Annotated in this window: 24 protein-coding genes; 8 read left to right on the top strand and 16 right to left on the bottom strand. The window is 68.9% G+C overall.

Features of this window, described 5'->3' with window-relative positions:
* Positions 1 to 158: 158 nt before the first annotated feature.
* Positions 159 to 1,046 (bottom strand): RNA polymerase sigma factor SigJ, encoded by an 888-nt coding sequence (gene sigJ / locus D187_RS35485; RefSeq protein ID WP_002630245.1) that lies wholly within the window; start codon positions 1,044 to 1,046, stop codon positions 159 to 161.
* A 1-nt stretch (position 1,047) separates the two neighbouring features.
* Complete coding sequence (locus D187_RS35480; RefSeq protein WP_043433100.1) at positions 1,048 to 1,479, bottom strand: carboxymuconolactone decarboxylase family protein; 432 nt, start codon at positions 1,477 to 1,479, stop codon at positions 1,048 to 1,050.
* A 366-nt stretch (positions 1,480 to 1,845) separates the two neighbouring features.
* Between D187_RS35480 and D187_RS35475 the strand changes: the two genes are divergently transcribed.
* Complete coding sequence (locus D187_RS35475) at positions 1,846 to 2,427, top strand: GNAT family N-acetyltransferase (protein WP_051256688.1); 582 nt, start codon at positions 1,846 to 1,848, stop codon at positions 2,425 to 2,427.
* Here the strand turns inward: D187_RS35475 and D187_RS35470 are convergent, their stop codons facing one another.
* The 13 genes from D187_RS35470 to D187_RS35410 form a co-directional block, all read right to left on the bottom strand.
* Entirely contained in the window at positions 2,428 to 3,264 is an 837-nt protein-coding gene (locus D187_RS35470) for a metallophosphoesterase family protein (protein ID WP_002630241.1), read from the bottom strand.
* A gap of 86 nt (positions 3,265 to 3,350) precedes the next feature.
* Positions 3,351 to 4,601, bottom strand: coding sequence for a ceramide glucosyltransferase (locus tag D187_RS35465; RefSeq protein ID WP_002630240.1), 1,251 nt, complete (start codon positions 4,599 to 4,601; stop codon positions 3,351 to 3,353).
* A gap of 144 nt (positions 4,602 to 4,745) precedes the next feature.
* Positions 4,746 to 5,438 (bottom strand): phosphate signaling complex protein PhoU, encoded by a 693-nt coding sequence (gene phoU / locus D187_RS35460; RefSeq protein ID WP_002630239.1) that lies wholly within the window; start codon positions 5,436 to 5,438, stop codon positions 4,746 to 4,748.
* Positions 5,439 to 5,458: 20 nt separating this feature from the next.
* Positions 5,459 to 6,202: a phosphate ABC transporter ATP-binding protein PstB gene (pstB, locus tag D187_RS35455; RefSeq protein WP_245591905.1), complete on the bottom strand. Its 744-nt coding sequence runs from the start codon at positions 6,200 to 6,202 to the stop codon at positions 5,459 to 5,461.
* Positions 6,203 to 6,251: 49 nt separating this feature from the next.
* On the bottom strand, positions 6,252 to 7,163 hold the full coding sequence (pstA, locus tag D187_RS35450; RefSeq protein WP_043433098.1) for a phosphate ABC transporter permease PstA: 912 nt from the start codon (positions 7,161 to 7,163) through the stop codon (positions 6,252 to 6,254).
* On the bottom strand, positions 7,160 to 8,176 hold the full coding sequence (gene pstC, locus D187_RS35445) for a phosphate ABC transporter permease subunit PstC (RefSeq protein ID WP_043433095.1): 1,017 nt from the start codon (positions 8,174 to 8,176) through the stop codon (positions 7,160 to 7,162). Before pstC ends, pstA begins: the two co-directional genes overlap by 4 nt.
* A gap of 59 nt (positions 8,177 to 8,235) precedes the next feature.
* On the bottom strand, positions 8,236 to 9,057 hold the full coding sequence (locus D187_RS35440) for a phosphate ABC transporter substrate-binding protein (RefSeq protein ID WP_002630235.1): 822 nt from the start codon (positions 9,055 to 9,057) through the stop codon (positions 8,236 to 8,238).
* 47 nt (positions 9,058 to 9,104) lie between these two features.
* A complete protein-coding gene (locus D187_RS35435; RefSeq protein WP_002630234.1) occupies positions 9,105 to 9,797 on the bottom strand; it encodes a response regulator in 693 nt (230 codons plus the stop codon).
* 96 nt (positions 9,798 to 9,893) lie between these two features.
* Entirely contained in the window at positions 9,894 to 10,838 is a 945-nt protein-coding gene (locus tag D187_RS35430) for a metallophosphoesterase family protein (protein ID WP_002630233.1), read from the bottom strand.
* A gap of 12 nt (positions 10,839 to 10,850) precedes the next feature.
* Positions 10,851 to 12,215, bottom strand: coding sequence for a sensor histidine kinase (locus D187_RS35425; protein WP_002630232.1), 1,365 nt, complete (start codon positions 12,213 to 12,215; stop codon positions 10,851 to 10,853).
* Positions 12,216 to 12,236: 21 nt separating this feature from the next.
* Positions 12,237 to 12,917, bottom strand: coding sequence for a winged helix-turn-helix domain-containing protein (locus tag D187_RS35420; protein WP_002630231.1), 681 nt, complete (start codon positions 12,915 to 12,917; stop codon positions 12,237 to 12,239).
* An 83-nt stretch (positions 12,918 to 13,000) separates the two neighbouring features.
* On the bottom strand, positions 13,001 to 13,495 hold the full coding sequence (locus D187_RS35415; RefSeq protein WP_002630230.1) for a hypothetical protein: 495 nt from the start codon (positions 13,493 to 13,495) through the stop codon (positions 13,001 to 13,003).
* Entirely contained in the window at positions 13,492 to 14,415 is a 924-nt protein-coding gene (locus D187_RS35410) for a tetratricopeptide repeat protein (RefSeq protein WP_002630229.1), read from the bottom strand. Before D187_RS35410 ends, D187_RS35415 begins: the two co-directional genes overlap by 4 nt.
* A gap of 162 nt (positions 14,416 to 14,577) precedes the next feature.
* Between D187_RS35410 and D187_RS35405 the strand changes: the two genes are divergently transcribed.
* Complete coding sequence (locus D187_RS35405) at positions 14,578 to 15,156, top strand: YceD family protein (protein WP_043433093.1); 579 nt, start codon at positions 14,578 to 14,580, stop codon at positions 15,154 to 15,156.
* A gap of 113 nt (positions 15,157 to 15,269) precedes the next feature.
* Here D187_RS35405 and rpmF read toward each other — a convergent pair whose 3' ends face one another.
* The gene (gene rpmF / locus D187_RS35400; RefSeq protein WP_043433090.1) at positions 15,270 to 15,455 is read right to left on the bottom strand and encodes a 50S ribosomal protein L32; all 186 of its coding nucleotides are present in this window, start codon (positions 15,453 to 15,455) and stop codon (positions 15,270 to 15,272) included.
* A 199-nt stretch (positions 15,456 to 15,654) separates the two neighbouring features.
* Here rpmF and plsX point away from each other — a divergent pair, with 199 nt between their 5' ends.
* The 6 genes from plsX (at position 15,655) to rpiB (ending at position 20,749) form a co-directional block, all read left to right on the top strand.
* Positions 15,655 to 16,737 (top strand): phosphate acyltransferase PlsX, encoded by a 1,083-nt coding sequence (plsX, locus tag D187_RS35395; RefSeq protein ID WP_002630226.1) that lies wholly within the window; start codon positions 15,655 to 15,657, stop codon positions 16,735 to 16,737.
* Between the two features lie 131 nt (positions 16,738 to 16,868).
* Positions 16,869 to 17,804, top strand: a complete 936-nt coding sequence (fabD, locus tag D187_RS35390) for an ACP S-malonyltransferase (RefSeq protein ID WP_002630225.1) — start codon at positions 16,869 to 16,871, stop codon at positions 17,802 to 17,804.
* A 3-nt stretch (positions 17,805 to 17,807) separates the two neighbouring features.
* Positions 17,808 to 18,554: a 3-oxoacyl-[acyl-carrier-protein] reductase gene (fabG, locus tag D187_RS35385; RefSeq protein ID WP_002630224.1), complete on the top strand. Its 747-nt coding sequence runs from the start codon at positions 17,808 to 17,810 to the stop codon at positions 18,552 to 18,554.
* A 104-nt stretch (positions 18,555 to 18,658) separates the two neighbouring features.
* Entirely contained in the window at positions 18,659 to 18,901 is a 243-nt protein-coding gene (acpP, locus tag D187_RS35380) for an acyl carrier protein (RefSeq protein WP_002630223.1), read from the top strand.
* A gap of 75 nt (positions 18,902 to 18,976) precedes the next feature.
* Positions 18,977 to 20,233, top strand: coding sequence for a beta-ketoacyl-ACP synthase II (fabF, locus tag D187_RS35375; RefSeq protein ID WP_002630222.1), 1,257 nt, complete (start codon positions 18,977 to 18,979; stop codon positions 20,231 to 20,233).
* A 75-nt stretch (positions 20,234 to 20,308) separates the two neighbouring features.
* Entirely contained in the window at positions 20,309 to 20,749 is a 441-nt protein-coding gene (gene rpiB, locus D187_RS35370) for a ribose 5-phosphate isomerase B (RefSeq protein ID WP_002630221.1), read from the top strand.
* The last annotated feature ends 6 nt before the right edge of the window (positions 20,750 to 20,755 follow it).

Genomic DNA, 20,755 nt, shown 5'->3' with positions numbered 1-20,755 from the left:
GCCCCGGTCTACCCGACAGGAGACGAGATGTCGGAACGAGTCCTTTGACACCTTTCTAGCCCAATAGTACCTGGGCCACGGTCAGCAGTTACGTGTGGACGAGGCAGGGTTGGCTGTACCTGGCTGTCATCCTCGGCCTCTTCTCACGCCCAGCAGGGCTATTGCTTGAGCAATCCATTCAGGTGGGAGAGCTTGTCGGGGTTGCGCACGATGTAGATGTTCGTCGTCCTGCCTGCTTCGTCGTAGGCAAAAGAGACGGCCACCGTCGCCAGCTCCTCTTCGTGAAGGATGACTCCTCGGCCACCGTTGATTTCCGACGCACTCCATTGGTAGGCGCTCCAATACTGGCGGAGCTTCTGCGTGATGAACTCCAGCACTTCCGCCTTGCCGCGCAGCACACGGAGAACAGTGGGCACCTTGCCTCCCCCGTCGGCGCTGAGTTCGATATCGTCCGAGAGCAGGATCGCCAGTTGATCCGTGTTGCCGCCGACCACGGCCGCCTTGAAGGCGGCGAGCAGCTGCTCCTGCCTGTCGACCGGAGTGATGTGCCTGACCTTCGCCTGCTCGATGCTGGCTCGGGCTCTGGAAACCAGCTTGCGGCAGGTGCTCTCCTGGATATCGAGGGTCTTCGCGGCTTCCGTGTAGGAGACGTCGAAGATCTCGTGGAGCAGATAGGCGGCCCGCTCCTTCGGCGTGAGCCGATCGAGCATCAACAAGAACGCGGTCGTCAGGGATGACGCCATCGACAAGGCGTTTTCAGCCTCGTTTTCGCTCGGTGTATGGAGCGGTTCGGGCAGCCAGGGTCCCAGGTAGTCCACCCGGGTTCTATGGGCGGACCTGGCCAGGTCGATGCATCGGCGCGTGCAGAGGGCCGTGAGCCACGACGCCGGATTCTCGATCTTGCCCCTGTCGGCATTCCGCCACTTGATGAACGTGTCCTGGACGGCATCCTCGGCGTCGGCCCGCGACCCAAGCATGCGATAGGCCAGCCCCAGGAGTGTGGGCCTGAACTGCTCGAAGATGGCGACGTCGTCACGATTCGGCATTTCAGTGCCTCGACACCTGGACTCTGTTCCACAGGTTGATCATGGCCACGATCGAGGTCAGAACCCCGATCTCCTGGTCCGTGAAGTGCGCCCTCAATCGGGCCCGGAGTGCTCCGAGGTCGGTCTTCCCGTCGAGCACGGTCAGCGCTTCCGTCCAGGCAAGGGCCGCCTTCTCGCGTTCGCTGAAGTCGTCCACCTGCTCCCAGACGATCAAACGGTCCAGTCGCTCGGGGGTTTCGCCGTCCCGCCGCGCCTCCTGGGTGTGCATCTTGACGCAATAGGCACATCGATTGATCTGCGACGCGCGCAGCTGGACGAGATGATGGAGCAGTCGATCGAAACCGTGGGTGTCAATGGCACGGTGCACGTCGGTCATGGCCTGCAAGACCTTCGGGATCTCCCGCTCATACTTGACGGCGCTTGTTTCACTCAAGGTGTGCTCCTTTATTCGGCGGCGATGTGCCGCGACAACCATCGAGCGATCGAGCGCCGGAATTTGTGACGTGCGGCGAGCGCCTCGCGGCCGTCGGTGCCAGACTTGGTGGATTCCCACGTGTTTTCAGGTGTTTGGAGCATAGGACGGAGGGGGGGCCCTCCCACTCCGATGGCACCGTCACCGAGCGCATCTGTGGAGAGATGGCGGACTGGAGCGGAGGGGCCGAGGAGGGCCGCGGACGGGGGCCAGCCGAGCCGTGCGTCAGGCGGGTGGAGAAGCCGCGCGGCCCATTGGTGTACACGCGAGCTACGGCTGCCAACAGCGGTGACCCGAGGGGCCCGCGCTCCTATGCTCCCGGTCACCATGACTCCGTCAACGCCGATTCGGACCTGCCTCGTCACGCGCCGGGAGGAACTGGAGGAGATCCTCCAGCTCCAGGTGGCCAATCTGCGCGACCACGTCTCCCCCTCTCAGGCCGTGCGAGAGGGCTTCGTCACCGTGGCCCATACGCTGGAAGTGCTGGAGCGGATGCACGCGCTCGCACCGAGCGTCATCGCGAAGGACGGGGAGAGGCTCGCGGGCTATGCCCTGGTGATGCCGGTGGAGGCGCGCACCTTCGTCCCCATCCTGGAACCCATGTTCCAGCTCCTGGAGAAGCTGAGCTGGCGCGGACGTCCGTTGCGCGAGTACTCGTATTACGTCATGGGCCAGGTGTGCGTGGCCGAGGAGTACCGGGGCCAGGGCGTGTTCGACGCGCTCTACCGCGAGCACCGCGCGAGCTACGGGGCGCGCTTCGACTGCACGGTGACGGAGGTGGCCACGCGCAACACGCGCTCGATGAGGGCTCACACCCGCGTCGGCTTCGAGCGCATCGAGACGTACCGGGACGCCACGGACGAGTGGGCCGTCATCGTGCTGGGCCTGCGCGAGGGCGCACGGGAGTAGCTAGAGGAGCGCCATCGTCAGCTGCGAGGCCAGGTACTGCAACGCCGGTCCCACGTTGGGGGCCGACGAGCGCTTGCGCGAGGGGGGCAGGGCGGCCCGGTACCAGACCGGAGCCCCCGTCAGCCGGCCCGTCGCATGTGAGAAGACACGGAAGCGGCCCATCTCCGTGGAGCTGCCCGAGTTGTAGATGCGCAGCCCTCGTCCCCGGGGCGTCCCCAGGTCGAACTCGCGGGGCACGTGCCGGTGTCCATGGAGGATGAGATCGCACCGGCCCTGCACCCGCTGCACCAGCTCGGCGCCCAGCGCGAGCTCCGAGGCGTGGGGCCAGCCCATGCGCGTGGCCAGCCGCTCCGGGAAGCTCTCCTCCGGCAGGGGCAGCACGTGGTGGTGCAGCAGCACCGCGGTGAGCACGTCGCGCGGCGCGGCGCACAGGGCCTCGTCCACGGCGTCCAGCACCCCGGGCGTCAACACGCCGTGGCAGGCGAAGTAGTTGCGGTTGTGCGGGCCCGTGGAGTCCACGCACACCAGGTACAGGCCCTCGGCGTGCTCGACCCGCACCTTGCGCCCGTTCATCCACCGGCTCCCCGCGTCCTCGCCCGTGCGATCATGGTTGCCGGGGATGAAGGTGAGCCGCCCGGCGTCGAGCAGCGGGGCGAAGAGCTCCCGGAAGCGCTTGTACTCACGCTGACTCCCCTGGTGGGTCAGGTCCCCGGTGACCACCACATGGTCCACGCTCTCGGCGAGCAGGCTCTCCACGAGCGCGCGGGCCGTGGTGTCACTCTCGGGGGTGAGATCCAGGTGGAGATCCGACAGATGCGCCAGGGTTCGCAGGTGCATGGTGGGGATGTACCCACCCGCTGAAACACGGCCATGGCCCCCAGGTAACTCTTGTGGGGGCGGCCGGTGACGTCCCGGTGAACCCGTCAGCCCGCGAGCAGCTCGCCCCGGTCCTCGGACTCGGCCGCGGCCAGGGGCGCCGGCAGGGGGATGGGGGCGGGCAGGGCGGAGGGCGGCGCGACCAGGTGCGAGCCGGCCATGACCCGCAGGGAGTGGCCTCGCCAGTCCACCGAGCGGGCGAACAGCCCGTTGACCCAGGCGGCGAAGAGCAACATGTCCTTGAGCAGCACCGCGGGCACCGTCACCCACCGGGTGCGCTGTCCGGGCCGCATCATCCGGAAGACGGCCACGTCGTGGATCAGCTTCACCCCCACCACCGCGCCGGCCGCCTCGAGCGTCTGCGCCGAGGGCGACAGCATCACGCCCAGCAGGGCCCAGGGCGTGGGGTTGAGGATGGACTGCGCCAGGTACAGCGGCGTGGGGATGCAGGTGTGGTGGATGATGCTCCAGCGCACATAGCGCTTGAAGAAGGTCTTCACGCTCTTCTTCTGGGACACGTTGTAGACGGGGGCACGCGCCACCACCGAGCGCAGGGCCATGCGCCGCGTCACCCACTGGCCAATGACGAAGTCCTCGGCCAGCACGTTGGCCACCGCGCGGAAGCCATCCAGCGCCTCCACCACCGAGCGGCGCAGCACCATGGACTTGCCCACCACGAGATCCTGGCCCGCGGCCAGCTTGGCGGAGATCTGCCCCGCGCCCGCCGAGGTGCACTGGTACAGGTTGTCCATGAGCGAGCCCAGCGTCTGCTCGCCCAACCCACTGATGGGGTGCGACATGCAGCCCACGCGGGGATCCTCGAAGGTGTGGGAGATTTCCTCCAGGTAGCCCGGCTCCACGCGGGTGTTGGAGTCGCTGATGAGCAGCAGCTCGTTGCGGGCCGCCGCCGCCAGGGTGACGAGCTGGTTCACCTTGGGGTTGAGGCCGGGCTCGCCCTGCTGCACCACCAGGCGTACCCGCTTCGGCCAGCGCGCCACCGCCGCCTGGGCCACGGGATAGGCGGGATCCCTCGTGTCCTTCACCCCGAGCACCAGCTCGTAGGCTGGATAGTCCAGCGTGGCGAAGCACTCCAGGTTGGCCTCGAGGTCGTCATCCACCCCACAGAGGGGCTTGAGGATGGAGATGCTCTTGAGGGGACGCGAGGAGGGAGTGCTGGGGGCCGCGCGGGCCGTGCGCCAGTGGTGGAGCCAGACACAGAAGAGCTGCACGCTCAGTGCGAAGCTCCCGAGGGCCGCTGCGACGAGGAGGGCGAGACCAAGGGCGTGAGTCGAGAACACGTCGTGCTCCTGAGCAGGAGGGTCACCCCGGGGGTTGGGGCGCGGTGCGCGCAGGATGCTACCAAACCGTACGTGACGACAATTTGACGCCCCCGTGATGTCTTGGTGGGCGCCCAGGCGAGCACTCCCCCATGCCACCCCGTCTCAGGGCCCCGAGGGCAGGTTGCGGCTGCGTGGATGTCGGATATCGGTGCCGCGCACCATATAGACAACCATCTCGGCCACGTTTGTGGCATGATCCCCGATACGCTCGAGGTGCTTGGCGATGAACATCAGGGCCGTGGCGCGGCGGATGTTCTTGGAGTCCTCCATCATGAAGCCGAGCAGCTCGTTGAAGATCTTCAGGTAGAGGGCATCGAGGTGATCATCCGCCTTGAGGACCTCCTCGGCCTTGACGGGGTCCGCGGACACGAAGGCATCCAGCGCCTTCTTCACCTGCTGGAGGGCCAGGTCCGACAGCCGGGGGATGTCCACGTAGGGCTTGAGCGGAGGCACCTGGTTGAGGTCCTTGGTGCGCTCGGCGATGTTCACCGCCAGGTCGCCAATGCGCTCCAGGTCGGTGACGATCTTCAGCGCGGTGGTGATGAGGCGCAGATCGCTCGCGGCCGGCTGGCGCAGGGCGAGGATGCGGCGGCACGCCTCGTCGATCTCCACCTCCAGGCGGTTGACCTCCTTGTCGCCGGAAGTCACTTCCTCGGCCAGGGGGGTGTCACGCTCCATGAGCGCGCGCATGCTGTTGGCGATGAGCGCTTCCACCTTGGCGCCCATGGCCAGCAGCTTCTCGCGCAGCTCGCGCAGGTCCGCCTCGAACGCCTTGTCGGTATGCACTGACGGCATGTGTTCGCTTCCCCCGGCCCTCAGCCGAACTTCCCGGTGACGTAGTCCTCGGTGCGCTTCTCGCGCGGGTTGGTGAAGATCTGCTCGGTGGGCCCACACTCCACCAGCTCGCCCATGTAGAAGAACGCCGTGAGCTCGCTCACGCGCGCCGCCTGCTGCATGTTGTGGGTGACGATGGCGATGGTGTAGCGCGCCTTGAGCTCGTAGATGAGCTCCTCGATCTTCGCCGTGGCGATGGGATCCAGGGCGCTCGCCGGCTCGTCCATGAGGAGCACCTCGGGCTCCACGGCGAGGGCGCGCGCGATGCACAGGCGCTGCTGCTGGCCGCCGGACAGACCCAGGGCGCTGTCGCCGAGCCGGTCCTTCACCTCGTCCCAGAGCGCCGCGCCCTGCAGGGACTTCTCCACGCGCGCGTCCAGCTCCGCCTTGTCCTTCATCCCGCCCACGCGCAGGCCGTAGGCCACGTTCTCGAAGATGCTCTTGGGGAAGGGGTTGGACTTCTGGAAGACCATGCCCACGCGGCGGCGCAGGTCCACCACGTCCACGTTCCGGTCATGGATGCTCATGCCATCGAGCAGCACGGTGCCCTCGTGGCTGGAGCCCGGGATGAGATCGTTCATCCGGTTGAGCGAGCGCAGGAAGGTGGACTTGCCGCAGCCCGAGGGGCCGATGAGCGCCGTCACCTGGTGCTCGGGCAGGGCGAGGCTCACGGAGCGGACGGCCACCTTGGCGCCGTAGCGCAGCGTGAGGGCGCGCGACTCCATCTTGATGCGCGCGGGAGTAGGGGAGGAGAGGGGCATGGCACGCTTTGCGTCAGTGTCCCGCGGCGGCGCGCCGGCGGGTGCGGGCGCGGATGAGCACCGCGACGAGGTTGAGGGCGAAGGTGAGCGCGAGCAGCACCAGCACCGTGGCGTAGAGCAGTGGCCGGGTGGCCTCCACGTCCGGTGACTGCGTGGCCAGCACGTAGGAGTGGTAGCCCAGGTGCATGAACTGGGAGTTCATCGCGCGGGGCAGATCGGGCAGGAAGTAGGCCGCGCCGGTGAAGAGGATGGGAGCCACCTCGCCCGCGCCGCGGGAGATGGCCAGCACGGCGCCGGTGAGGATGCCCGGCAGCGCGCCCGGCAGCACCACGCGCGCGAGCGTCTGGCTCTGGGTGGCGCCCAGGGCGAGGCTCGCCGTGCGGTGATCCATCGGCACCGCCCGGAGCGCCTCCTCGGTGGAGACGATGACCACCGGCAGGGTGAGCACCGCCAGCGTGAGCGAGGCCCAGAGGATGCCCGGCTGGCCCCAGTGCAGCTCCTGGTAGCCGAGCAGCCGGTCCATGTTGCCGCCCACGAAGTGGATGAAGAAGCCCACGCCGAACAGGCCGAAGACGATGGAGGGCACGCCCGCCAGGTTCACCACGGCCACGCGCACCGCGCGCGCCAGCAGCGAGCCCGGGGGAGCGTACTCGTGCAGGTACACCGCCGTGAGCACGCCCACCGGCATCACCGCGAGCGTCATGAGCAGGGTGAGCGCCGCCGTGCCATAGAGGGCCGGGAAGATGCCGCCCCCCATCATGCCGTCGGAGGGAGGCTCGGAGAGGAAGCTCCAGGTGACATGGCCCGCGCCGCCGCGCACCACGTCCAGGAGGATGACGGCCAGCATCGCCACGATGAGCAGCGCGGCCAGGCCGGTGAGGGACGTGAGCGCTCCGCCCACGGCCCTGCGCCAGGTGTGTCTCATGCTCCGGCTCCGGACAAGCGCTTGAGGACCCGCCGGGTCCAGGTGGTCGCCAACATGTTGAGGACGAAGGTGAAGACGAAGAGCTCCACCCCGAGGAAGAACAGGAGCGAGTAGTGCGGACTGCCCACCACTACCTCGCCCATCTCCGCGGCGATGGTGGCCGACAGCGTGCGCGCCGAATCCGTGAGCGACGCGGAGACGATGGCCGCGTTGCCCGAGGCCATCAGGACGATCATCGTCTCGCCGATGGCGCGGCCGAAGCCCAGCACGCACGCGGCGAGGATGCCCGGGGCGGCGGCGGGCAACACCACCTTCCACGCGGTCTCCCAGGGCGTGGCGCCAAGGGCCAGGGAGGCCTCGCGGTAGCTGCGCGGCACCGCCGTGAGCGCGTCCTCGGTGACGGTGAAGATGACGGGGACGATGGCGAGCGACAGGCCCAGGCCCGCCACCAGCGCGTTGAGCCGCGAGCTCACGCCGAAGGTGTCCTGCATGAAGCTGGCGAGCACCATCAGCACGAAGAAGCCGAGCACCACCGAGGGGATGCCCGCGAGCAGCTCGATGGTGGGCTTGAGCACCTCGCGCAGCCGCCGCGGCGCGAACTCGGCCGCGAACAGCGCGCCCGCCACGCCCACGGGCACCGCCACCACCATGGACACGAGCGTCGTCTTGAGCGTGCCGATGAAGAGCGGAATCATGCTCACCTTGGGCACCGACGACACCGGCTGCCACATGAAGGTGGCGGGCCGGCCCGCGCGCGTCACCTGCGGCAGGAACATCTTGGAGAGGCTCGCCTCGTGCCGGGCCTCGGCGTCCAGGAAGAGCGCGAGCGCCTCCTTGGCCACGAAGACGAGGATGAGCACCAGCGCGGCGATGCCCGTGAAGGCCATGGCCGTGATGACGCCGGCGATGACCTTCTCGCGCAGTTGTCTGCGCCGGGCCGCGGAGGACAGCTTTGGCGCCACGGCCACCATTCCCACGAGTCCCTGACCCTGCATGCTCACTTGTCTATCCATGTTTGCCTCGGGACTCTTGTGACAATCGCGTGACGCGAAGGGCAGCGTGGATTGGGGGACTACTTCACCGGGAAGTAGCCGACCTTCGTGGCGAGCGCCTGTCCTTCGGGCGACAGGATGTAGTCCAGGAAGGCCTTGGCCTCGCCCTCGGGCCTGGCGCGCAGGTAGAAGTAGAGTTCGCGCGAGAGCGGGTACTTGCCGCTCTTGATGTTGGCCTCGCTCGGGGCGATGGCCTCCTTGCCCTGGAGCACCTTGAGCTCCTTGATGCCCTTGGCGTAGGCGGCGCCGCCGTAGCCGATGCCGTGCTTCTCCTTGGCCACGGCGTTCACCACCGCGGCGGTGCCCGGCAGCGTCTGGGCGCTCGGGGTGTAGTCCTCGCCCTTGAGGACGTGATCCTTGACGAACACGTAGGTGCCCGAGGAGTTCTCACGCGAGTAGACGACGATGGGGGCGTCCGGGCCGCCCACGTCCTTCCAGTTGGTGATGTCGCCCAGGTAGATGTCGCGCAGCTGCTCGGCGGTGAGCGCGTCGAGCTTGTTGGACTCGTTGACGTAGAACGTCACGCCGTCCTTGGCCACGGCGATCTCGGTGGCCTTGGCCTTGGTGCGCGCGCTCAGCTGCTGGTTCTCCGTGTCCTTGATGGGGCGGCTGGACATGGCGATGTCCGTGGTGCCGTTGATGAGGGCGGACAGGCCCACGCCCGAGCCGCCCCCCGTCACCTGCAGCTTGGTGTTGGGGTTCTTCTTCATGAACTCCTCGGCCCAGCGCTGGCCGAGGATGACCAGGGTGTCCGAGCCCTTCACGGTGACCGTGCCGGCGCGGGACGAGCCCGGGAGCACGAGCAGCAGGAGCGAGGCGAGCGAGGCGATGAACGTCTTCATGAGGTACGTCTCCTTGGGAAGGCTTGCGGAAGGTGGAAGGACGGGGCTCAGGCCGCGTCCGGGGCGACGATGCGGTAGCCCACGCCCCGCACCGTCTCGAGGTAGGCGCGCGCGGCGCCGAGCTTGTCGCGCAGGCGCATGATGTGGGTGTCGATGGTGCGCGTCTCCAGGTGGCTGGACAGGCCCCAGACCTCCTCGAGCAGGTGCTCGCGGGACTGCACCCGTCCCACGCGGCTGAGCAGGTGCTCGAGCAGCCGGAACTCCAGCGCGGTGAGCGGCACCTCCTTGTCGTCCACGTAGAAGCGGTGGGCGTGGGTGTCGAGCGTGAGGGGGCCGAGCTTGAGCGCCGCGGAGGTGTCCTCCCGGCCCGGGTTGCCCCGGCGGAGGATGGCCTTGAGCCGCAGCACCAGCTCGCGCACGCTGAAGGGCTTGGTGACGTAGTCGTCGGCGCCCACCTCGAAGCCGCGCACGCGATCGGCTTCCTCGCCGCGCGCGGTGAGCATGACGATGAGCACGTCGCGCGTGGACGCGGTGGAGCGCAGCTGCCGGCAGACCTCCACGCCGGACATGTCTGGCAACATCACGTCCAGCAGGACGACATCCGATGGCTGCTCGCGGGAGGCCTGGAGCGCGGCCTCCCCAGTGGTGGCCACGCGGGTGGAGAAGCCCGCGGAGCGCAGATTGAAATCGATGAGCTCGGCGAGGTCTCGCTCGTCATCGACGATGAGGACGTGGGGCATGACGGCGGCGCACTCTGGACCGTGCTGTTCGCGGTCCCGTGGCACGCTTGCGACAAATGCGTGACATCCGCCCCTGGACGCGGCGCGGTGAGCGGTTCAGCCGTCCAGATCCTGCACGGTGGACAGCGGCAGGGGCTCCTCGTCGATGGGCATGTTCGGACCGTCTTCGCCCGCGAGGTGATGGGGCAGGGCGGGTTCCACGACGGGCATGTCCTGGGGCAGGGGCCGGGGCGGGAGGTTGGCGCCCGGGGGCGGACGCAGCACCGGCCCGGGCGGGGGCAGCCCCGAGTGGCGGCGCGCGGCCTCCATCAGCGCCTTGTGGTGGCGGTAGCGCGCCTCGACGAGCTTGTGGATGAGCAGCGGTCCACCGGGCACGCGCCGCGCGGTGAGGGCCTGGGTGGCCTTGCGCACCGGGTAGCGCACACGGCGGATCTGCACGCGCCAGCCCCGGGGCGTGAAGGTGAAGACGCCGTAGGCCGGGCGCAGATCTCCATCGCGGGGGATGCCGGCGCTGGCCACGTCGGCGATGAGCAGCCGGCCCACGCGGCGGCGGTAGGGGAAGTGCAGGTGGCCGAAGGCACACGCGGCCGCGTCCAGGTGCTGGAAGTAGCGGCGCACGGTGTTCTCGTCGAGCGTCGGGTCCAGCGAGTCCTCGAGGTTGCGCGGGTTGGCGTGGCAGACGAAGAGATCCTGCCCGCGGCGCGGCGAGTAGCGCGTGGAGAAGGGCATGGCGCCCAGGCGCTTGAGCCACGCCTCACCGAGCTGATCCCGCGTCCACTGCAACAGCTCCGTCTTCCAGTGGTCGCGCTCGCGGTAGGCGCCGCCCAGGTAGTGGCCTGCGAGGTAGCAATCGGTGTTGCCCATGATGAGGGCATGGCAGCGGTCGAAGAGCAGCTCCACCGTCTCGCGCGGATGGGCACCGCGCAGGGCCAGGTCCCCGGCGGCCACGATGTAATCGGGGGCGACGCGGGCGATGTCCTCGAGGACGGCCTCGCAGGCGGGGAGGTTCCCGTGAATGTCGGCGAGGATGGCGACCCGCATGGCTGCGGCATCCTAACCCGCCGCCGCCTCCGAGGGCACCGTCGCTGGAAGGAAAATCGTGAAGGTGGAGCCCTCGTTTGGCTGGCTCTCCACCCGGATCTCTCCGCCCATGGCGCTCAACAGGTGCTTGACGATGGACAGGCCCAGGCCCGTGCCCCCCATGTCCCGGCTGCGGCCCTTGTCCACCCGGTAGAAGCGCTCGAAGATGCGCGCCAGGTGCCGCGACTCGATGCCCACCCCGCTGTCGTGCACGTGCACCACGCACCGCCCGTCCTCCCGGCCGCCGCTCACCGTCACCCGCCCGCCCTCGGGCGTGTACTTCACCGCGTTGTCCAGCAGGTTGAGCAGCACCTGCTCGAGCCCTCGCTCGTCTCCTCGGGCGACGACATCCGGGGGCACGTTCAGCTCGAGCGCGATGCGCTTGCCCTGGGCCTTGTGCCGGACGACCTCCGCGGCCCGGGTGGACACGAGCGCCATGGAGACGTCCTGGACCCGCAGCTTCACTTCGCGTGATTCCAACCGGGACAGCTCGAGCAGATCCTCGACCAACTCCGACAGGCGCTCGGACTGGCGGTGGATGATGTCCACCATCCGGGCCGCGACCTGGGCATCCCCCAGGGCGCCGCCCTGGAGCGTCTCGGCATAGCCGCGGATGGCGGTGATGGGGGTGCGCAGCTCGTGCGAGACGTTGGCGACGAAGTCCTTGCGCACCTTCTCCAGATGGCGCAGCTCGGTGACGTCGTGGAAGACCGCGGCGCTGCCTGGCAGGTCGCCTCCCAGGGGAGTGACCCGGATGGCCAGCGTGAGGGGGAGCAAGCCCTCCAGCGTCAGCTCGAGCCGGGTGGAGGCGCCCTCGTGGCACGCGCGCATCACGGCCTCGTTGAGCGAGTCATGCCGCAGCAGCGCGAGCGGGCGCTGGCCGACGATCTCCCCGGTGGGCCGCAACATGGCGCGCAGCGCGTCGTTGTGGCGCACCACGGTGCCCTCGGCGTCCGTCACCCAGATGCCCTCGGCCATGCCGTCCAGCACGGCGGTGAGGGTGCGTGCCTCCTGGTGCAGGCCGGCGTTGCGCGCGGACATGCGCTGGTGGAGCGACTCCAGGGACCGCTGGAAGAGCGTCACCTCGTCGAACTGCTCCCGCTGGTCCTCGCTGGTCAGTGGAGACGCGCTGCCCTCGGGACGCTGGAGGATCTGCCGGGCGAGCCGGGCGAGGCGGCGCTGGAGCAGCTCGCGCACGGCCATCAGGGTGAGCACGGAGCTCACCAGGGCGGTGAAGGCCACGTAGACGGCGTCCATCTTCCAGCCCAGCAGCAGGAAGAGCACGAACGCCGCGAGCGCGGGCACCAGCAGGGGAAAGAAGAAGAGGCGCGGGGGCATGGCCGGAGCGGCCTCCGTTGCTCAGGGGGGAGTGAGCTTGTAGCCCACGCCGCGCACCGTCTCGATGATGTCGCCCGCGGGGCCGAGCTTCTCGCGCAAGCGCTTGATGTGGGTGTCCACCGTGCGGGTGTGGATCTCCGCCTGGATGCCCCAGACATCGGAGAGCAACACCTCGCGTGTCTGCACGCGATCGATGCGCTCCATGAGGGTGCGCAGCAGGCGGAACTCCAGCGCGGTGAGCGCCACGTCCTGGCCCCGGGCGCGCACCTGGTGGCGCGAGGTGTCCAGTTGGATTTCACCCACGGACAGCTGGGCCTCCGGTCCCGCCTCCGCGTCCGCGCGCCGCAGCACCGCCTTGACCCGCAGCAGCAGCTCGCGCACGGAGAAGGGCTTCACCACGTAGTCGTCCGCGCCCAGCTCCAGGCCCTGGATGCGATCGGACTCCTGGCCCTTGGCGCTCACGATGATGACGGGCACCTTGCGCAGCTCGCCGTCGCTCTTGAACAGGCGCAATACCTCGCTGCCCGCCAGGTCCGGCAACATCAAATCCAACAGCAGCAGGTCCGGCAGCTGGGCGCGTGCCCGGGCCAGACCACTCGCGCCCGAGCCCACCGCCTCCGCCTCGAATCCCGCGGCACGGAGGTTGTACTCCACCAGTCCGGCCAGATCCTGCTCGTCCTCGATGATCAGGATGCGCGCCATCGCTCCTCCAGGCTCCAGGCTTTCACGCCGCATGGCCTACCAGATGGAAGGTGACGAGGTCGTGACGCTTTCGTGACAAGCGTTCACGGAGCGATCGTCGGATCGCACTCCGCCGCGGTGAGGGTGATGGCGGCGGCGATGAGGGGCTCGTTGCGCGTGGCGCTGACGGAGTCCAGGTAGTTGCAGGAGCTGCCGAGGAAGCGTGGCGGGTTGGCGCGCGAGAGCGCCTCGATGATGACGACGTAGTCGCGGCCCACGGGGATGTCCGCGCTCATCTCCTGGGTGCCGACGTCCGACAGCGCCGCGGAGAAGCGCAGCGCGCGCCCCTTCTTGCCGTCCGGCCCCTGGATGACGACCAGCTCATCCGACTTCACCTGTTGCTGGACACAGGTGCGCTGCAGGTCGGCGCACCGGCGCTCCCGGCCCTCGCGCAGCACCACCACCTGGAAGGCGCCCACCTCGGAGGCGACCGCCTGCGACATGCGCAGCTCGAGGCCGAGGCCCGTATCGGACGGGGCGCCGCAGCCCAGGGCGAGCGTGGCACCCAACAGCGAGGAGAGAAAGGGACGAGGGCTCATGGGGTGGGGGCATCCGGCTCGACGCGGACGCGGACGGTGATGGGAACTCTGCCGCGCTCCTCGGAGGTGGCGTAGACGACGGCGCCCGCGGTGCCCGCGACCACCACGGCGCCCACGGCCACCCAGAGCCAGGGGCTCTTGTACCAGGGACGCGCGCCGGGCGTGGCCACCGCGCCGGGCGAGGGGGCCACCTGGAAGACGAGCGGGTTGAAGGCATCTCCCCGGCCCGCGAGCCGCCGCTGCGCCGCGTCCGCCACCTCGAAGTAGTACTCCACCTCGTAGGCCGAGGCGCTGGCGGGAATCTCGTAGGCGGGCAGGGTGGCGACGAAGCGCTCCTTGTTCGTCCTGTCCCGCGTGAAGTCCACCGAGCTGTAGGCCTGCGCGCCCGCGCGCCGGTAGAACAGCCGCGCCCGGGCCCCGAGCGCCATGTCCTGGATGTACGCGACGGCTGTCTCCGGCGCGCCACCCTCGGTGTCCGGCAGCGGATCCACCTGGAGGGTGACGGGCCGCACGCGCCGGTTCTTGATGTCCTCCTTGATGCGCGCGTAGAGCGAGCGGATCTTCGGAGGCGCGGTGCGCGGCAGCTCGTAGTCCGGACGTGCCTGCAGGAGCATCTCGTAGGCCTCGCGCGCCCGCGCCTCGTCCCCCAGGTACAGGGACGTGAGCCCGAGCAGGCGGTAGAGCTCCACGAGCTGATCATCGGTGACGTCGGGGGCGTCCAGTCCGGCCTCCAGGGTCCGGACCGCTTCCTCGAACTCACCGCTTTCGATCTGCGCCTGCGCGCGGGCGATTTCCGGGCGGGCGGGGGCCGTCTGGAACAACAAGGGCCCTGGGAACAAGGGCTTCGCCAGCGAGGCGCCGGGAGTCAGCAGGCTCGCCATCAAGATGCTCGCCACCACGCGCTGCCACCGAACGTACATTGGCCGCCACCCTAGCAGACGGTCAGGCCCCGCTCTAGTTTGGGACCGGGGGTGAAACCCCGGGCGCCTGTCGACATCTATGGGTGTTCTGGCGCGTTGACTGCGGGAGGGGGCCTCCCCATGATGCGCGCCCCTTTTTGGACAGGACGAACAGCTGTGTCGATGCGCGTAAAGATTGAAGAGATTCGAGACGAAGGGCTCAAGTTGAACGAGCGGATGAGCCTGGAGCAGCTCGGCACCGCGCTCGAGGGCTCTGGTTTCCGTGCCACCGAGCCCCTGGCTGTTTCAGCCAGCCTGCGCAAGGTGGGTGGGGGCGTGCTGTTGCAGGGCCAGTTCACCTCGCGCGTGACGGCGGCGTGCAAGCGCTGCCTGGCCGACGCGGTGCTGGAGCTGCCCACTTCCTTCACGATCAACCTGGTGCCCGAGTCCCTGGCCCGGGGCGATGACGTCCTGGACGAGGACGAGCAGGAGGAGAAGGACCGGGGCCAGGGCGAGAGCGGTGGCTCGTTCGGGCTGGATGACGCCGACGAGGAGCTGTTCGACGGCAAGGTGATCGATCTGGAGCCCATCGTGCGCGAGCAGGTGCAGCTGGCGCTGCCGATGAACGCCGTGTGCCGCGAGGACTGCAAGGGCCTGTGCGCGCAGTGCGGTCAGAACCTCAACGAGAAGCAGTGCGACTGCGCGGAGAAGTACGTGGATCCGCGCTTCGCGGCGCTCAAGAACATCAAGCTCCAGGGCTGAACCCGGTGCGGGGGGCTCCTGGCCTCGGGCCGGGAGTCCAAAGCAGAAAGGCCGCCCCTCCGTTGGATGGAGGGAGCGGCCTTCTTGCCTTCCTGGTTCCGAGAAAGGGGAACTCAGGCCTGGGCGGGAATCGTCTCGCGGCCCTTGTAGTGGCCGCACGCCGAGCAGGCGCGGTGGGGAAGGATGGGCTCCTTGCAGTTGGAGCACTGAATCACCTGCACCGCGCTGCGCAGGTTGTTGTTGGCCGCACGGCGGCGGTCACGACGCATCTTGGAAGTACGCTTCTTGGGAACACCCACGGCTCACCTCTATATCGTCACGGCCCTGGACCACCGGGGCATCCCCACCGGTCCCGACCGGCAAAAGCTCGGAAGGCGGCGGACCCTAGCCGCTCAAGACGTGTGAGTCAACGCGACAGTGGATCCATACAATCCCGGCGGGGGCCCCCTCCATTCTGACCCCCTCGCCCCGGAGCGTCCATGGAAGGATGCACCCGCGATGAGGCTCGTCCTGGATGCGATGGGGGGTGACCATGCCCCCGAGGCCCCCGTGCGGGGCGCCCTCCTGTTCGCGCGTGAGCACCCGGAGCACGAGGTGGTGCTCGTGGGGGCCCCCGCGCGCCTGGGCGCCTGCCTGGCCCGGGAGGGAGGGGCGCCGGGCAACGTGCACCCCTACCCCGCGACCGAGGTGGTGGAGATGGAGGAGGACGCCTTCGCCGCCATCCGCCGCAAGAAGGACTCCTCCCTGCGGGTGGGGTTCGAGCTGGTGCGCCGGGGCGAGGCCCAGGCCTTGGTGTCGGCGGGGCACTCGGGCGCGGTGATGGCCGGGGCGCTGTTGCTGCTCGGACGCCTGCCCGGGGTGGAGCGCCCGGCGATCGCCACGCTGCTGCCCACGCTCAAGGGCCCGGGGCACTGCTTGTTGCTGGACTCCGGGGCCAACGTGGAGTGCCGCCCCGTCCACCTCGCGCAGTGGGCGGTGCTCGGTGGGGCCTACATGCGCGCCCTGCTGGGCATCGAGCGGCCCCGTGTGGCGGTGCTCTCCAATGGAGAGGAGCCCTCCAAGGGCACGGCGCTCACGCGCGAGGCCTCCGCGTTGCTCCGGCGCTCGGATCTGCGCTTCACCGGCTACGTCGAGGGGCGGAGTCTCTTCTCCGGGGACGTGGAGGTGGTGGTCACCGATGGCTTCACCGGCAACGTGGTCCTCAAGACGACCGAGGGAGCGGCCGCGGGGGTGACGGGCCTGTTGCGCTCGGCGATCGAGCGGGGAGGGCTGCCGCTCAAGCTGGGGGCCCTGTTGTTGCGGCCCATCTTCGCGGGACTCAAGACGCGATTGGACTACGCGGAAGTGGGCGGCGCCCCGCTGCTCGGCATCGAGGGGGTGGGCATCGTGGCCCATGGCCGCAGCTCGCCTCGTGCCATCCAACAGGCCCTGGTTGCCGCCCTGCGCAACGCCGAGGCGGGCGTGCGGGCCGAGTTGACGCGATGCATCGCCCAGGCGGCCTCCTGGCTCCCCGTGCGTCAGCGCGGGGGGACGAGGGGGTGGAAGGGGTCCTCCAGAGAGCCGGGGGGGTTGAGACGTTAAGTGCTGGCCCAAGGCAGGCGAATGCGGCAAGAGGGCGTTTCCGCCACCCTGCCACGACGTCCGAGGACGCGCCCCCTTCGGGAGGGCGACAGGCGCGGGGAGCGGGAGTCATTCGGGAGGGAGCAAGCCGCATGTCGAAGATCGCGTTCATCTTCCCCGGCCAGGGCAGCCAGACGGTCGGTATGGGGAAGGACCTGTATGAGAAGTTCCCGGAGGCCCGGGCCGTCTTCGAGGCGGCTGACGAGGCGCTGGGCGAGAAGCTCACCCGGCTCATGTTCGAGGGCCCGGAGGCCGGGCTCAAGCTGACGGCCAACACGCAGCCGGCCATCCTCACGGTGTCGGTGGCGGCGCACGCCGTCTTCTCCAAGCGGGGCCCGGCGCCCGCGTTCGTCGCGGGACACTCCCTGGGCGAGTACTCGGCGCTGGTGGTGGCCGGCGCGCTGTCGTTGCCGGACGCGGTGCGGGCGGTGCGCGCCCGTGGCTCCTTCATGCAGGAGGCGGTGCCCGAGGGCGTGGGGGCCATGGCCGCCATCCTCGGCCTGACGCCGGACAAGGTGAAGGCGGCGTGTGACGAGGCGGCGCAGGGCCAGGTGGTGTCGCCCGCCAACTACAACTCGCCCGAGCAGACGGTCATCGCGGGCAACGCCCAGGCGGTGGAGCGCGCCGGGGCGAAGTGCAAGGAGCTGGGCGCCAAGCGCGTGATGCCGCTGCCCGTGTCCGCCCCCTTCCACTGCGCGCTGATGGATCCGGTCAAGCCGCGCCTGGCGCAGGTGTTCTCCGGGGTGAAGGTGTCCGCCCCGAGCGTGCCGGTGGTGACCAACGTGGAGGCGCGCCCCAACGCGGACGCGGCGCGCGTGGTGCCGCTGCTGCTCGAGCAGGTCAGCGCGCCGGTGCGGTGGATCGAGTGCGTGGAGGCGCTCAAGGCCGAGGGCGTCACGCGCCTCGTCGAGCTGGGCCCGGGCAAGGTGCTCAGCGGCCTCACCAAGCGCATCAGCAAGGACCTCGAGTCGTTCAACGTCGAAGACTCCGCGAGCCTGGAGAAGGTCCTCGCGGCCCTGGGAGCCTGAGAGATGAGCACGTTCAAGGACAAGGTGGTGCTGGTGACGGGAGGCTCGCGCGGCATCGGCCGGGCCATCTCGGTGGGCTTCGCGAAGCAGGGCGCCAGGGTGGTGATTGGCTACGCGGGCAACGAGGCCGCGGCGCAGGAGGCCCTGGGGCTCGTCCAGGCCGCGGGCGCCCAGGGGGAAGTCATCCGCTTCGACGTGGCGGACACCGCCGCGTGCGCGAGCACCGTGGAGCACATCGTCAAGACGCATGGCCGCCTGGACGTGCTCGTGAACAACGCGGGCATCGCGGTGGACGGCCTGGTGATGCGCTTGAAGGACGAGGACTGGGACCGGCAGCTCGACACCAACCTCCGGGGCGCCTTCGCCCTGATCCGCGCCGCCAGTCGGCCGATGATGAAGCAGAAGGGGGGAGCCATCATCAACCTCACCTCCGTGGTGGGGGAGATGGGCAACGGTGGACAGGCCGCCTACTCGGCGTCCAAAGCGGGCCTCATCGGGTTGACCAAGTCGGTGGCCAAGGAGCTGGCCAGCCGTAACATCCGGGTGAACGCGGTTTCCCCGGGCTTCATCGCCACGGACATGACGGCCTACCTCGAGGGTGAGACGCGCGAGAAGATGCTGGGCGCCATCCCCCTGGGCCGTTTGGGCTCCGCCGAAGAGGTCGCCCAGGCGGTACTTTTCCTCGCCAGCGACGCCGCCACCTACATCACCGGAGAAGTCCTCAAGGTGAACGGCGGCATGTACATGTAGCCAAGGGTTGGATCGGCGCGGAGCCTGGAGTATACCGCGCCCGCCTTAACAGGGTCCGGGGAGTATGCTGGCCCGTCACGCGGTTTCCGGAGGAATCAACACCTATGTCGACTTCTGCTATCGAGACCAAGGTCAAGTCCATCATCGCCGACCAGCTGGGCGTGGGTGAGGAGGAGATCAAGCCCGAGTCCTCCTTCATCGAGGATCTGGGCGCTGACAGCCTCGACATCGTGGAACTGGTCATGGCGATGGAGGAGGAGTTCGAGGTCGAGATTCCCGACGAGGAGGCCGAGAACATCAAGACCGTCGGCGACGCCATCAACTACGTCAACACCCACAAGAAGTAGGCAGCAGTCGAAGGGCCGGGGAGCGCTGGTCCCGCCCAGCGTTCCAACGCAGCAGCGCGGTATTTGGAGAGTCACGTGTCAAACCGACGAGTCGTCATCACCGGGACCGGAATCATCACGGCACTGGGAACCGGCACCGAGAAGAACTGGCAGGCGATGCTCGCCGGTCAATCCGGTATCGCGACCATCACCCGTTTCGAACTGGGGAAGATGGATACCCGCTTCGCGGGTGAGGTGAAGGACTTCCAGCCCGAACAGTTCATCGACCGGCGCGAGGTGCGCCGCATGGATCTGTTCGCCCAGTACGCGCTCGCCGCGGCGGACATGGCCGTGAAGGAGAGCGGGCTGCCCATCGGGCCGGACGCCCCCCACGGCTACCAGGCCGAAAAGGTGGGCGTCATCGTCGGCTCGGGCATCGGTGGGATCTCCTCGCTGGAGGAGCAGCACCGCAAGGGCCTGGAGAAGGGATTCGACCGGCTCTCGCCCTTCTTCATCATCCAGATGATCATCAACATGGCGCCGGGCCTCATCTCCATGCGCTATGGGTGCAAGGGGCCCAACTGGTCGCCCGTGTCCGCCTGCGCCACCAGCGCGCACGCCATCGGCGAGGCGTGGAAGTCCATCCGCCTGGGCGAGTGCGACGCGGTCATCGCCGGTGGGGCCGAGGCCGCCATCACGCAGCTGGGCATGGGCGGCTTCTCGGTGATGAAGGCGCTGTCCAACCGCAACGATGATCCGACGCGCGCCAGCCGCCCGTTCGACAAGGAGCGCGACGGGTTCGTGATGGGCGAGGGCGCGGGCATCATCGTGCTCGAGGAGCTGGAGCACGCGAAGAAGCGCGGCGCCAACATCCTGGCGGAGCTGGTGGGCTATGGGGCCAACTCGGACGCGCACCACGTGACGCAGCCGGCCCCCGAGGGTGAGGGCGCGGCGCGCTGCATGCGCCTGGCGCTCGCCTCCGCGGGGATGAACCCCGAGGACGTGGGCTACATCAACGCGCACGGCACCTCGACGCCGTTCAACGACGCCAACGAGACCAAGGCCATCAAGACGGTCTTCGGCGCGCACGCCAGGAAGCTGCCCGTCTCCTCCACCAAGTCCATGACGGGCCACATGCTCGGCGCAGCCGGTGGCGCCGAGGCCGTGGTGAGCGTGATGACGCTGTCGCGCGGGGTCCTCCCGCCGACCATCAACCTGACCTCGCCGGATCCCGAGTGCGATCTGGACTACGTGCCCAACCAGGCGCGCGAGCAGCGCGTGGACTCGGTGATGAGCAACTCGTTTGGTTTTGGTGGCACCAACGCGGTGTTGGTGTTCAAGCGCTTCCGGTAGTCCCCGCGCCCCCTTCGCTCGTTGAGAGGGGGCTCGGCTCGTGTCCGATCCAGTCCCGGGTGGAGGAGGGCTCTCATGAAGGTCATCATCGCGTCGGATCATGCGGGACTGGAGCTGCGCCGTGAGCTGGTGAAGGCGCTCCAGGAGCTGCGCGTCGAGGTGGATGACGTGGGCCCCACCAGCGCCGAGTCCGTGGACTACCCGGACTATGCCCGCCTGGTGTCCCGGGCGGTGGCCGAGGGAAGTGACACCCGGGGCGTGCTCGTGTGTGGTACGGGCATGGGCATGGCCATCATGGCCAACAAGCACCCGGGCATCCGCGCGGCGTTGTGCACGGACGAGTTCGTGGCCCGCATGGCGCGCGCCCACAACGACGCCAACGTGTTGTGCCTGGGTCAGCGCGTGGTGGGCGCCGGACTGGCCCGCAGCATCCTGGAGGCCTTCCTGGCCACCCCCTTCGAAGGGGGGCGGCACCAGCGGCGTCTGGACAAGATTCGAGAGGCCGAGTCCCGGTGACGGCCG

The sequence above is a fragment of the Cystobacter fuscus DSM 2262 genome (genome assembly GCF_000335475.2).
Classification (GTDB): domain Bacteria; phylum Myxococcota; class Myxococcia; order Myxococcales; family Myxococcaceae; genus Cystobacter; species Cystobacter fuscus.
This window is presented reverse-complemented; position numbering and strand designations above follow the sequence as displayed.

Excerpts from the sequence above, each read along its gene's own strand:
- pstC (WP_043433095.1), bottom strand. The coding sequence starts at position 8,176 with ATGGATAGACAAGTGAGCATGCAGGGTCAGGGACTCGTGGGAATGGTG.
- D187_RS35405 (WP_043433093.1), top strand. The coding sequence starts at position 14,578 with ATGCGCGTAAAGATTGAAGAGATTCGAGACGAAGGGCTCAAGTTGAAC.
- D187_RS35440 (WP_002630235.1), bottom strand. The coding sequence starts at position 9,057 with ATGAAGACGTTCATCGCCTCGCTCGCCTCGCTCCTGCTGCTCGTGCTC.
- D187_RS35435 (WP_002630234.1), bottom strand. The coding sequence starts at position 9,797 with ATGCCCCACGTCCTCATCGTCGATGACGAGCGAGACCTCGCCGAGCTC.
- D187_RS35420 (WP_002630231.1), bottom strand. The coding sequence starts at position 12,917 with ATGGCGCGCATCCTGATCATCGAGGACGAGCAGGATCTGGCCGGACTG.
- phoU (WP_002630239.1), bottom strand. The coding sequence starts at position 5,438 with ATGCCGTCAGTGCATACCGACAAGGCGTTCGAGGCGGACCTGCGCGAG.
- D187_RS35470 (WP_002630241.1), bottom strand. The coding sequence starts at position 3,264 with ATGCACCTGCGAACCCTGGCGCATCTGTCGGATCTCCACCTGGATCTC.
- pstA (WP_043433098.1), bottom strand. The coding sequence starts at position 7,163 with ATGAGACACACCTGGCGCAGGGCCGTGGGCGGAGCGCTCACGTCCCTC.
- sigJ (WP_002630245.1), bottom strand. The coding sequence starts at position 1,046 with ATGCCGAATCGTGACGACGTCGCCATCTTCGAGCAGTTCAGGCCCACA.
- fabD (WP_002630225.1), top strand. The coding sequence starts at position 16,869 with ATGTCGAAGATCGCGTTCATCTTCCCCGGCCAGGGCAGCCAGACGGTC.
- D187_RS35425 (WP_002630232.1), bottom strand. The coding sequence starts at position 12,215 with ATGCCCCCGCGCCTCTTCTTCTTTCCCCTGCTGGTGCCCGCGCTCGCG.
- pstB (WP_245591905.1), bottom strand. The coding sequence starts at position 6,202 with ATGGAGTCGCGCGCCCTCACGCTGCGCTACGGCGCCAAGGTGGCCGTC.
- rpiB (WP_002630221.1), top strand. The coding sequence starts at position 20,309 with ATGAAGGTCATCATCGCGTCGGATCATGCGGGACTGGAGCTGCGCCGT.
- D187_RS35415 (WP_002630230.1), bottom strand. The coding sequence starts at position 13,495 with ATGAGCCCTCGTCCCTTTCTCTCCTCGCTGTTGGGTGCCACGCTCGCC.
- D187_RS35430 (WP_002630233.1), bottom strand. The coding sequence starts at position 10,838 with ATGCGGGTCGCCATCCTCGCCGACATTCACGGGAACCTCCCCGCCTGC.
- D187_RS35410 (WP_002630229.1), bottom strand. The coding sequence starts at position 14,415 with ATGTACGTTCGGTGGCAGCGCGTGGTGGCGAGCATCTTGATGGCGAGC.
- acpP (WP_002630223.1), top strand. The coding sequence starts at position 18,659 with ATGTCGACTTCTGCTATCGAGACCAAGGTCAAGTCCATCATCGCCGAC.
- plsX (WP_002630226.1), top strand. The coding sequence starts at position 15,655 with ATGAGGCTCGTCCTGGATGCGATGGGGGGTGACCATGCCCCCGAGGCC.
- fabG (WP_002630224.1), top strand. The coding sequence starts at position 17,808 with ATGAGCACGTTCAAGGACAAGGTGGTGCTGGTGACGGGAGGCTCGCGC.
- D187_RS35475 (WP_051256688.1), top strand. The coding sequence starts at position 1,846 with ATGACTCCGTCAACGCCGATTCGGACCTGCCTCGTCACGCGCCGGGAG.